The following is an 11,543-nucleotide window of genomic DNA, read 5'->3' on the forward strand; positions in this document are numbered from 1 at the left end:
TGGACACCTCCCGGTCGGGCCCCACCACGTTGTTGACCATCACCGTCTCCCGGGTGGTGGGCCCCACGTCGACCACCTGTTCCTGGGTGGTCCCGTCCCGGAACATGTAGGTGATAATCACCCGGGCCGGGGAGAGATTGGGGTTCATGAGGGTGAGGTACTCCTCGAAGACGTCCCTTCCGGTGTAGCCCTCGGCGAAGTAGAGGTTGTGGGGCGCCCCGTCCCCGGAGGAGGAGGTCTTTTCCTCCGCCTGCCCAAAGGGAAGGGCAAAAAGCCCCCCTACGCTTAGGGACCCTCCCCTCCCCCAAGCCAGGGAGGGAAGGAGAAGGGCGAGGAGGAGAAAAATAAAAAGAAGGCAGAGGTAAGAAATGAAAAGGCGGCCTTTTGTCTTAAATCTTTCCATGGCCTTTTCTCCCCCGTTGTTTTATAAAGAAGGTCTGATTTATGAGTATTTCACGGTCTTGTTATTACCTTTTTAAGGTAAATTTTAGATCCGAGTTGAATTGATTTCAAGAAAGCGAGCGGCTCATGCCAAAGATTCGGTCACGTCAGAGATTCCGCTGAAAATTACTTGAGGGACTCCCCCTTCACTTCTCGTCCATGTAACCGGCGAACCCGTAGAAGATGAGGCTGGCCGAATCGGTATTGGGGATCAGCCCCATGTGATCACAGCACTATGGATTAGGGCTGCAAGTAGGTTTTTGTTTAAATCTCGCGGGGGAAAAATGCTTTTTGCTGATAGAGCCGCGGTATATATGCTGGGTCTGCTGGATGGCGAAGGAGGGGGCATGGGCAGTTATCAAGAATCGGGGAGCCCGAGCGATTTCTCTCATCTCAAAGCGCGCATCGGCGAGTTGATGCCTTATCTCAAGGAAGAGCTTTCAGCTCTGATCGCCATTCCGTCAGTCTCCGAGGCCGGCTATCCGGAGAATACGCGGCCGACGCTCCTACAGGCCCGCGACGCGGTCATTGAGCTGTTTCGGGAAGCCAGCTGTGAGCAGGTGCAGTCGGTTGACCTGAAAGATACCGCACCCCTCATCGTGGCCGAGATCCCCGCACCCCCCGGAGCCCCGACGGTGCTCCTCTACAGCCACTACGACGTCGTCCCCGCCGGCGACGAGTCGGAATGGCACTCGCCTCCCTTCGAGCCGACCGAGCGCGACGGAGCCATCTATGGACGAGGCGCTGCCGATACCAAGTCGAACATCGTCGCCCTCGCCGGAGCGCTGCGAGCCTGGGATGGGAGGCCGCCCGTGGGAATCAGGGCCATTATCGAAGGCATGGAAGAAGTCGGCGGCGGGTCCCTTCTTTCCTACGTGGCCGAACATCCCGAGCTCTTTACCTCAGACGTCATGTTTATCGGCGACATGGGCAATGTGCGGCCGGGGGTCCCCACTCTTACCGTAGCCCTGCGAGGTATGGCCATGGTCACGGTCGAGGTACGGACCTTGGCATCCGCCAAGCACAGCGGGCAATATGGTGGAGCTGCGCCGGACGCGCTGCTGGCGCTGTTGCGCGCGCTGGCTTCCCTCCACGACGACCATGGCGATGTCGCGGTCGAAGGCCTGCGGCGCGAGGAGTGGACGGGCGGTGGCAACACCGAGGAGGAGTTCCGGGCTCTGGCCGAGGTTCTGGAGGGCCTGCCCCTCATGGGTACGGGGACGCTTGGTTCCCGGGTCTGGTCCGGACCGGCAATCACCGTCACCGGCATCGACGTCCCCACGGTGGAAAAGGCGGTCAACGCAGTCTCCCCGTACGCGCGGGCATCCCTGAACCTGCGCGTGCACCCCCAGCAGGACGCCGGGGAGGCTCAGGCGGCACTCATGCGTCATTTGGAGGAGGCCATACCTTTCGGCATTCGCATGGAGGTGCACGCCGGTGCGACAGGCAACGGCTTTGCCGCCCGCACGGACAGCCCCGCCTATCGGGCCGCCCGGGAGGCGTGGTCGGCAGCCTGGGGGACGGAGGCGGTGGCAGTGGGAAGCGGGGGGTCGATCCCCCTGGTGGAAGCGCTAGGCCGTGCCGTACCCCACGCGGACGTGCTGATGGCAGGCACAACAGATGGATTTGCCAACATCCATGGCCCAAACGAAAGGGTGCTGCTGGATGAATTCGAGAAGACCGTGCTGGCAGAGGCCGACCTTCTCGGACGCTTGGCCTCACTCCCGGGATGGGGGGTAGGACCGTGAACGACAAACCCGAAGATTTCGAGACTGAAGCGGCCGATACCGAAGCAGTTGGGGCTTCTCTGAACGCGACCGATTCCGGCACAAACAAGCGGTCGAGGAGACTCCGCAACCCCAAGGACGAGGCCAAGGGCCCGGGCCTGGTGCAGCGCGCCATGACCTTCATCGAGCGGGTAGGCAACAAGGTGCCCCACCCGGCTATCCTGTTCCTCGCTCTCATCCTGGGTCTGATCATCCTCTCCCAGATCCTGGTATGGATCGGGGTCAGGGCCACCTACGAGGTGGTGGTTCCTCCAACGGTCGAGGTAGAGGAATCCGATCTGGGCGGGTCGACCGGGCCGTACGACGTGCTGCCACCCGGGCATGTGGATGCAGAGGACTACAAGGTGGAGACGAGGACGGCGGAGATCAAGAGCCTTCTGGACGGTAACGGCATCCGCTTCCTTTTCACCTCGTTCGTCAGCAACTTCATGAGTTTCACGGCCATGGGCATCATCCTCATCGTAATGATCGGGGTGGGGCTGGCGGAGTCCTCGGGACTCATTGGCGCTCTCATCCGTAAACTGGTGGACATATCATCGCCCGCTTCGCTCACCTACATCATCGTGTTTCTGGGCATCATGTCCAGCATCGCCTCCGATGCGGGCTATCTGGTACTCATCCCGCTGGGGGCGGCGGCGTTCATGAGCGTGGGGCGTCACCCGCTGGCCGGCATGGCGGCGGCCTTCGCCGGCGTGGCCGCCGGTTTCGGCGTGAACCTCCTCATCACGCCGACAGACGCCGTCCTTACAGAAATCACCAACGAGTCTATCGCGCTCGTCAACCCAGCCCATTCCATCGGCATCACCGCCAACCTGTGGTTCGGGATCGGGTCTACTATCATGCTCACCATCGTCATGGGGCTGATCTGCACGCGCATCGTCGAACCCCGCCTGGGTGCCTACAATCGCTCCAAGGCTCCAGCCAACGGCACGGCTAAAGCCGCTGATGAAGCCGCCAGCACGGTCTCGCCTGCCCTCGAGTCGAAAGGCCTGCGCTGGTCGGCCCTGGGCATCCTGGGCGTAATCGTGGTGATCGCTCTGCTCACCTTCATTCCCGGAGCGCCCCTGCGCGACCCCGAGACGGGCAGCATCATCGGCACTTCTCCCTTCATGGACAGCCTGATCGTGATAATCGCCATCGTGTTCCTGGTCGCCGGCGCGGTCTACGGTAAAGTCACGGGGACTATCAAGAACGCCACCGAGGGCATCGAACATATCACTAAGGGTTGGGCGGGCTTGGCCGGGCTACTCTTCCTTTTCCTGCTAATCGCCCAGTTTATCGCATATTTCAACTACTCCAACATCCCCCAAGTGGCGGCCGTCAAGCTGGGAAACGCGCTGCAGGGGCTCAACATCGCCGACATCTGGCTTCTAATCCTGGCTATACTGATCACCCTGGTGGTGGGCATCATCATGCCGCAGGCCATCGCCAAGTGGGCGCTCCTGGCTCCCATTTTCATCCCCCTCTTCTTAACTCTTGGCATAGAACCCCAGTACGTGCTGGCCGCGTACCGGGTCGCCGACTCGCCTATGAACATCGTTACGCCAATCATGGCATACTTCCCGCTCATCGTCGTGTTCGCCAGGCGTTATGATAAAGATTCGGGTATAGGTACCGTGGTGGCACTCATGCTGCCGTACTTCCTGATCACGACGGTGGCGTGGATCGTTTTCTTCGTAATCTGGTACCTACTCGGTATTCCGATGGGAGTGTGAGCAGCAGGGTTTATACCAGAAACAACGCCGGGGTCATGGCCATCCTATGCCTGGTGTCCTGTTTCTCGCTTATCGTAAAAAGCCATTGGCGGACTGACCTGATTGTTGCTTTGCCATATGATCCGCATAGCCTGCCAGCTTAAAGGAACACAAAATACTTTACCTTCCATATATGAGCTTTCCAACAAACCAAGCAGGCCGGGAAACCTTACCTGGCCTGCTTCCATGATCCTGGTGGGGGAGGATGGATTCGAGCCTTCTACCCATTATTCAGCAAACGATCAACACAACTTTTGGATTTCATAGGAAAACGGGATCATATCGATGCTGCCCGGAAATAGAGGATTAGGAACCCAACCACCACCACGGAACGGCGATCACCTTGCTGTGGAGATGACGAAGAGAGCTCCCTGTGTGCACTAGAACGCCCCGTATTGCCCGAGGATGTTCCTGGAGGAACGCAAGGAGATTCTTGATATCGTTATAGGAAGGCCGGGTGGTCATCTTGACCTCGACCGCCACCAGGTCCCTGCCTTGCTCCAGGACAAAATCCACCTCCTTGCCTCCGGAGGTCCGCCAGAAGTAGATGCCGACTCGGGGAACCTGCAGTTCCGCGTCTGCGCGCAGTTGCAGATGGACCAGGCATTCGAAGAGGCCCCCCAGCTCTCGCGCGTCACGTAGGGATTCCACGTCATGATAGCCGGCAAGAAAGGCGCTCAGCCCTGGATCGATAAAATACAGCTTGGGGGACTTGACGATACGCTTGCTGCGGCTGGCGGTGAAGGCTGGCACTCTCACCAGTAGGTTTGATACCTCGAGAAGCTTGAGATAGCGGTAAACGGTAGGCTGGCTTATGCCGGTATCCCGCGCCAGGGCGCTCTGGTTCAGGACGTTGCCTGTCCGCAGGGCCAGCGCGCCGAGGAGGCGGCGGAAATCGACCAGGTTCTCTATCTGGGAAAGCTCCCTCAAGTCCCTCTCCAGGTAGGTCCTGACGTAGCTTTCCCACCACAGCAAAACGTCCCCGAGCTCGCTCAAATTAAAGAGAGGCGGCATACATCCTCTAAGAATGTAAGGTAAAGGGTCTTCCTTCCTCGCGCTCCCCTCATCCAACTGGAAGTCTTTTTCCATGATCTGAGCAAGCCTGGACGGCTTGCCGCCCTTCCCCCGCATCTCCCGATAGGTGAAGGGCAGCATCTCCAGGTATATAGCTCTGCCTGCCAGGGACTCCGTCACCTTGCTCATGAGGAGTAGGTTGGATGAGCCCGACAGCAGGAAGCGCTTCTTGCGCTTGCTGCGATCCACCTCCAGTTTGACTGCCTCTAGTGTCCGCGGCGCTTTCTGTACCTCGTCGACAATTACCTTGCCGTGTCCCTCCCAGAGGGATCCAGGGTCCTCTCTCGCCTGTCCCAGCAGCGAGAAGTCATCCAGGTTAATGTAGTGAAATCCCCTGAATTCGTTCCTCAAGAATGTGCTCTTTCCTACCTGGCGAGGCCCGGTTATCACCACTACCGGAAAGGAGCTTAGTGCTGATTCGACCTTGGGCCCTAGGTCTCGCCGTCTATATTCAATTTCGTGCTCTGAATAAATATCATTCATAGTATGAATAATAATTTGCCAGCGTTTTCTTGTCAAATGCAGCTCCTCAGCATCCCTAAACACCTGCCCGAAAACCCTTGTGGTACCGGCCTGGCATAGGAGGGCGTTGACCATTTGCAGGTCGGGTTCTTCTCGTGCTCCTCTTCTCCCCTCCGGATGATCAGGAAATGCGGCTTCTTCGTGGTCATAAATGATCGACAAGGGTTGTGGTTAATCGTTTTGATGAAGAAATCGCAACACGTTGCTTCGCATGTCAAGACTCTGCCTCAGAGTGGTTATTGGTCGTTTAGCAGGCCTTTTAGTTGGAATATCTGGTTGAACCGCGACGGATGGATATTCCGTTGCCCTTTCTCATAAGCTCCCAATATAAACAGCCAGGCCAGGGGGGAACACCTCTGACCTGCTTTCTTATCCCTGGTGGGGGAGGATGGATTCGAACCATCGAAGGCTGCGCCAACGGATTTACAGTCCGGAAAATGCGGTTGCTATCGGTTCTCGACTGTGGGTCTAGGTGGCTCTGTATTGCGTTTTACCTGCGGTTTTGCAAGAAGCGAGTTGTTCTCGGTTGCCCTCAACTTCGCCCAGCTGCCCTCAGCGATATTGACCATTTGTTGACCGAGGCGCCCTATTTTAAGTCCAGCTCCTCGATGAATCCTTTGAATATCTCAAATACGTACTGGCGGAACTGCTGACCATCCAAACCAGGGAAAGCGTTTGGCGGCCTCTGGTGGAATACCATGTTTATCCCCTTTGCATTGGGACTCCCGAAATAGTCGGCCATGTTCTTCAGAAAAGACTTGAACCACTTTGCATAGGTAGCGTTCGTACGTTTGAGACTACCGAGTCCCTCCAGTATCTCTTGCCTCAATTCGGGACATCGCGCCAGTATATCGAATATGTAGTAGAGATCCTTTTCCTTCTTGGCCGTCACCTGACGTCTGGAAAATGTCAATCCTTTGTTGAAGATGAAGGCCCCTGGCGAAGGTACCAGTAGCATGACTGGTGTGGTGACGCTGTGAAGCGGATGGTCGTCTATCACGACTTCCATGGCGGCAGAAACAATGATATCGGCATATCTTAACGGGAGAGCAAGCAGGTTATCCTGAACCTCGATAGCCCTATCCCCTCCCCTTCCGATCATGGGCGTAAAGAACTCCAGTTCGAGATGGTTGCCTTCGATTTCTCCCGAGTAGATCAGCGCCGGATGCTGAGAGGAGTCGCGTGGCTCGGGGTGTAAGCCCGCATCCTGCAGTAACTCGTAGAGGTTCTTTCCCCTGTTTGTGATCCGTCTTCCAACCATCAAATCGAATTCCTGGGTCAGGAGCGGAGTCCTGGCCTTATCTCCCACCAGATAGTGGTAATAGACAAGAGGCGCCCAACCACCCGCGAAGACGACCTCGGAGAGATACTCCCCAAGAATCTCAATGACCTTGAACAGGCTGTTCTTGAAGGTCTTCTCCACTGCGTATCATCCCTCGATGAGTTTCTTCAACCGGCGCTTGTAAAGATATTCAGCTTGTTCCTGTCCCCGCAAGGGATACTTATACAGGTCGAGATATAGTTGCAGATCCGACACGACCCAGAGACCGTCTACCTGGTGCATCCGATGAAAAGCGGAGTGCTTGTAGTGCGGGTAGCATAAAATGATGTTAGCCCCTCTTTCTACCTCTCTCAACTTAAGCCGCCGCTCGAGGAATTCCCTGCAGCTCTCATCCTTTAAATATATATGCACTTCGTTATAGACAGCGTGAGGTGCCACCAGGTTGGCTCCGGCCTGGAAGGACAGCGCGTACGATAGGCCTTTATGCCCTCCCACATCGCGCAATCTGTCGAGTATCTCCCCAGGACCATCAGCCAGACAGAAATAGCCTTTTTCCTCGTTCTTGCGGTAGTCGTATGCGCTCACCCAGTCCTCGAGAAGGCTTTTCGCATCCAGCAACTTATATTTTCTACCCTCTTTCCCGAAATAGCCCCTTATCTCAAGCTCCCTCATCATGCGGGAGACAAACCCAGGGTCGAGATCGGCTGCTTGGGCTACCTCCCTGACACCCCAAGATCTGCTCCTATCTTCAAGAGCTACCCTGAGTATCAGCGATGCTTTATCGGAGAAGGGCCCGCGCCCCAGCCTTCTTTCCGGATACTTGTTGGGAAACCCCTCGCGTTCTATATATATTCCTTCACAAGAGATATATGCATTTCCTGAAAGGTCGATGAAAGAGACCCCAGCGCCCTTGCACTCATCCCTCTTCTCCTTGCTCAGGTAATCCGACAGGATCAGCGGGACTAAACCATGACCCCGATCGGCATACGACACAAGGCTTGCCAGTTTGCTCCGCAATATCGCCGCACTCTTTGATGAAAGGACTTCAACGGCTGCTTTGAACCGCTTGCCTTTGATCGATATCGAAGCGATATAATCGGGCGAACCGGCTTGTCTTTTCTTGGCAGGGGATATCTCAAACCTCAACCCAGGAACGGGTAGGATCTCCTCGATGCCATTCCTTAATCTATCTACGATTTCCGCCTCTATCATGATGCTCTTATCATTATGTTGTCCATATGGACATCATTTTAATTATTAGCATCATCCATGTCAAGGCTTGTGGTGATCATCCGGGCATTGGCTTGCGTGCCGCGTACAAGGATGTTGATCATTTGTTGACCGAAATGGCTGTCTTGTCCTGGCATCCGCGAAGAATCCTTGTCTTCTAAATGAGTTATTATATGGATAGGTTGCGAGGTAGAAGGAGGGCCGGCGATGGACTTGGAGGAGGTAAAGGCAGTTCTTTCCAACCAGAAGCAGATTCTTGCCGAAAAGTTCAAGATTAAGGAAATAGGTGTCTTCGGTTCCTACGTAAGGGGGAGCAAGGAGAACTCAGCGATATAGATATCCTCGTCGAGTTTGGTGAACCTGTGGGCTGGGAGTTCATAGACCTTCTTGAATATCTTGAGGATGTATTAGGGCGAAAAGTCGACTTGGTAACACCCAACGCGCTGAGGCCGCAATTCAAGGAAAGAATTATGAGAGAGGTAGCTTACACATGAGGGACCGACCTTACATGCTCTTCCTTGAAGACATACTGAGCTCCATTGAGAAGATGCGTCAAGCAATCGGAGCCTCCTGCGCCGGATCCTCTCTCGCTCTACAACGATGATGCTGTTTGCCGGCTTGTCTAAGGGGATCAAATCCAAGACTTTTCTCAAAAACATCAGGGTCTGTTCCCTGCTGTAATCGCCGCCTCTGAACAGGATAGCACCCGGGCCCCCTTCTTGCGTGAGGGCTAACAGGCGTGGGTAATCCAGATCCGCCGTCATCACGATCATATCGTTGGCTTTGGCATGGCATGGTAGTGTTTCGTCCGTGGCCTTAGTATATCTCGATCTCAGAGGCATGAACTGCTTCGTATCCCTGTTCTCGCAGCGAGACAGCCAACCCCGGGGAGAGGGGCATGTCTACAAGAAAGCTCACTTGGCTATCTCCAGGGCCTCCTCTTCGTTATGAAAAGCGGCGAATCGCAAGGCCTCGTCGATGTCCCCGGGTTCCAGGTAGGGGTACTCTTTCAGTATCTCCTCCTTCGTCTCACCCGAGGCGAGCAAGCCTAACAATCTGGAAACGGGAAACGTCAGTCCCCTTATGCAGGGCTTTCCGGTACATATTTCCGGGTCTATCGTTATCCGCTCGAACTTCATCACCACCATCTTCTCTCTTTATTTATGATACCTCTTGTCATAAACCGTGTCGTTTGGCCTGTTGTGCTAGGGCCATGAAGATCACCACGGCCAGGCACCGGTAGCCTCCTAGATATGCACATGGCCTATCGTAATCCTTGAACTCTATCTGCACCGTCGTCGAACCTCCTCTTACTTGCAAGGCGATACCCGCAGTAGATAGTGTCAGAAGAGGAAGGCTGAGCCTTGAACACAATTAACTTGACGCTATCTGCGAAAGTACACTTATATAATATGGTATATTATGGCAGCATACAACGGAACGTACGCTTACCTGACAGGATAACCATAACTCATGCTGCCCTTGTGCTTATCTCGTGAACTCGAGTTCCTCAAGAAACCGGATACAGGTCTCGAAAACCTCGTTGAAAGAAGGGAGATCCGCTATTTGATGACGCAATGAGTTGTTCCAAGACGCTGCAAAATTATTCCTTCTCTCCATAAGCTCTTCGATATCAGGTTCTATCCCCTTTGTCCTTAATTTTTCGGGCAGGGCTCTTAAGACATCGTCCATATTTATTAAAGCCCTCAAGCTGACGATGTCATAGATGTCTCTAGGTCGTGTACGTTCGAATACGGTCCTTATCTTCTCGGCCATTATCTCCTCGAGGCTATAACAGCTCACGCTTGCTCCCAAATCGTCGGAGTAAGGATGTATTATCGCCCGGCGGCTTGCTTCGAGCAATATGGGCTCCTTCGACGGGAGCGTCAGGTCGATCTTGATGTTGATGGGAGGCACCGCCGGCCTGAGCATGCGAAACCTGGTAATTCCCTCAAAGCCGTTTATATTCTCCTTAATAACGATATCGCTTTCGAAAGAGATGCCGCTCTCCTCTCCGGCCCCTTCAACCGCACCAGCGATAGCCTCCTTGATATCTATGAGGCTTCTTTCCTCTAGCAGTGTAAAATCAAGGTCATCTGAGAACCTGTAGTCCTCAATATAAGCTTTCCTGATTCCAGTCCCGCCCTTGAGCACTACTCCCACAGCATCCATATGTTTGAGTAGCCAGTTCTGCGCGTAATCCCGCTGGATGGTAGTCTCCGGAAGAGATAGTTCTCTTGCTTTGCCCCTTATCTCGAGCGCGGTAATCATTCCAGTTCTCCCAGGCTCTTTTCGTCCAGGTTTACCATCAGCCTCCAGCGAGCATTGCGCACGCCCTCTCCCGGCATAGTGGGATCGAGCAGCAGGTAATTCCTCGTGTTAACCGGAGGCAGGTCGACGTTCAACCCCAGGTAATCACAGAGGTAGCCGAGACGTCGATTGACCCCAGTGTTCCCGAAGCGTTCAAGGTAACCGATCATCCTCTCCCAATCGAATTCTCCCTTCTTCAAAGCCTTTGCCACCTCTATGACGCCGCCCGCATATTGGGGCAAATCAAGACAGTCAATGATGGTCTTCTCTCGGTCGGTAATATTTATCTGGGTCTCCCCTATCCATTCCTTTCTTAACCCGAAGAACTTGCGCTCAACAACCCTTACGACTCTGAATCCCAAGCCCAGCACTTCTATCTTCTGCTTCTTCTTGCGGCCCGTGGTCTGGATGAAGACCACTCCGGGCGGCTGCTCGGTCAACCCGTAGTGGTGTAGCGCGCTCCAATAGGCGATGGAGTAGGGATCGACGAGCATTGAGGCTATAAGGAATTCGTGCAGGGTGTACTTTCCCTTCTCCGCGCCCAGGGGTATGATCATGTACTTACCTTGCTCCAGGCGTTCCACCCACCCGCGCCTTTCCAGGCGATAAAGTAGATCCCCTGCCAGATTAGCCTCTCCGCCTAGGACCTTTTTGGCCTGGTCAAGCGTAAAGGTCGGACCTAGAGCCGCAAGTTCATCGATCAATCGTATTCTCATTATAATACACCATATTAGTTATAATTACGATTATAGTGTAGCTTAATGTGAATCTCACGGACAAGGCTGCGTCTTTGCTCAGGCCGTTAGTGCTTATGCTCTTGCCATATCAGTTCCTTGCACGGAATTGCCCCGTGAAGCTTGCTCGCGGTTATCTTATCCTGTAGGCCTGACATCGCGCCTGAATCTGCCACAGTCAGTCCTGCCATCATGATCCGGCCGTATTCAACCATATTGATTATTTTTAATCGGCATTTGCAGATTTTCTAGATCAGTTTAGCCATTTGTCTGGAAATCCTCGGTAGCGTCAAGTTAATTGTGTCCGAAGCTCAACCTTCCTCCCAAACCAGATCCTTAAACCCCCTGAGTTTCCTTCGGGAAAGCTTTTCGTTCTCGGATTTCAAAACGAGGTAGAGGACGGTCAACA

The 11,543-nt window shown here is 54.5% G+C and carries 9 protein-coding genes and 1 pseudogene; 3 read left to right on the forward strand and 7 right to left on the reverse strand.

Going from position 1 to position 11,543, the window contains the following annotated elements:
• Positions 1-403 (reverse strand): hypothetical protein (locus tag HPY71_14790; GenBank protein NPV54757.1); only part of this gene is annotated, 403 nt, incomplete at its 3' end.
• Between the two features lie 385 nt (positions 404-788).
• On the opposite strand from HPY71_14790, the gene HPY71_14795 reads away from it, so the two are divergent.
• The gene (locus HPY71_14795) at positions 789-2,189 is read left to right on the forward strand and encodes a M20/M25/M40 family metallo-hydrolase (protein NPV54758.1); all 1,401 of its coding nucleotides are present in this window, start codon (positions 789-791) and stop codon (positions 2,187-2,189) included.
• Positions 2,190-2,341: 152 nt separating this feature from the next.
• Entirely contained in the window at positions 2,342-3,943 is a 1,602-nt protein-coding gene (locus HPY71_14800) for an AbgT family transporter (GenBank protein NPV54759.1), read from the forward strand.
• A 345-nt stretch (positions 3,944-4,288) separates the two neighbouring features.
• Here the strand turns inward: HPY71_14800 and HPY71_14805 are convergent, their stop codons facing one another.
• The 3 genes from HPY71_14805 to HPY71_14815 form a co-directional block, all read right to left on the reverse strand.
• Positions 4,289-5,446, reverse strand: coding sequence for an ATP-binding protein (locus HPY71_14805; protein NPV54760.1), 1,158 nt, complete (start codon positions 5,444-5,446; stop codon positions 4,289-4,291).
• 718 nt (positions 5,447-6,164) lie between these two features.
• Positions 6,165-7,001, reverse strand: a complete 837-nt coding sequence (locus HPY71_14810) for a hypothetical protein (protein ID NPV54761.1) — start codon at positions 6,999-7,001, stop codon at positions 6,165-6,167.
• A gap of 6 nt (positions 7,002-7,007) precedes the next feature.
• Positions 7,008-8,072 (reverse strand): hypothetical protein, encoded by a 1,065-nt coding sequence (locus HPY71_14815; GenBank protein NPV54762.1) that lies wholly within the window; start codon positions 8,070-8,072, stop codon positions 7,008-7,010.
• A 225-nt stretch (positions 8,073-8,297) separates the two neighbouring features.
• On the opposite strand from HPY71_14815, the pseudogene HPY71_14820 reads away from it, so the two are divergent.
• A pseudogene (locus HPY71_14820) lies at positions 8,298-8,584 on the forward strand (nucleotidyltransferase family protein).
• Positions 8,585-9,004: 420 nt separating this feature from the next.
• Here the strand turns inward: HPY71_14820 and HPY71_14825 are convergent.
• The 3 genes from HPY71_14825 to HPY71_14835 all read right to left on the reverse strand — a co-directional run bounded on the left by HPY71_14825 (position 9,005) and on the right by HPY71_14835 (position 11,116).
• Entirely contained in the window at positions 9,005-9,232 is a 228-nt protein-coding gene (locus tag HPY71_14825) for a DUF433 domain-containing protein (protein NPV54763.1), read from the reverse strand.
• Between the two features lie 346 nt (positions 9,233-9,578).
• Positions 9,579-10,361: a CRISPR-associated protein Csx11 gene (locus tag HPY71_14830; GenBank protein NPV54764.1), complete on the reverse strand. Its 783-nt coding sequence runs from the start codon at positions 10,359-10,361 to the stop codon at positions 9,579-9,581.
• Positions 10,358-11,116 (reverse strand): hypothetical protein, encoded by a 759-nt coding sequence (locus tag HPY71_14835; GenBank protein ID NPV54765.1) that lies wholly within the window; start codon positions 11,114-11,116, stop codon positions 10,358-10,360. Before HPY71_14835 ends, HPY71_14830 begins: the two co-directional genes overlap by 4 nt.
• Positions 11,117-11,543: the final 427 nt, after the last annotated feature.

The sequence above is a fragment of the Bacillota bacterium genome (genome assembly GCA_013178125.1).
Lineage (GTDB): Bacteria > Bacillota > SHA-98 > Ch115 > JABLXJ01 > JABLXL01.

Bases quoted from the DNA above. Each gene is read 5' to 3' on its own strand.
- HPY71_14795 (NPV54758.1), top strand. From the start codon at position 789: ATGGGCAGTTATCAAGAATCGGGGAGCCCGAGCGATTTCTCTCATCTC.
- HPY71_14830 (NPV54764.1), bottom strand. From the start codon at position 10,361: ATGATTACCGCGCTCGAGATAAGGGGCAAAGCAAGAGAACTATCTCTT.
- HPY71_14800 (NPV54759.1), top strand. From the start codon at position 2,342: ATGACCTTCATCGAGCGGGTAGGCAACAAGGTGCCCCACCCGGCTATC.
- HPY71_14835 (NPV54765.1), bottom strand. From the start codon at position 11,116: ATGAGAATACGATTGATCGATGAACTTGCGGCTCTAGGTCCGACCTTT.
- HPY71_14815 (NPV54762.1), bottom strand. From the start codon at position 8,072: ATGATAGAGGCGGAAATCGTAGATAGATTAAGGAATGGCATCGAGGAG.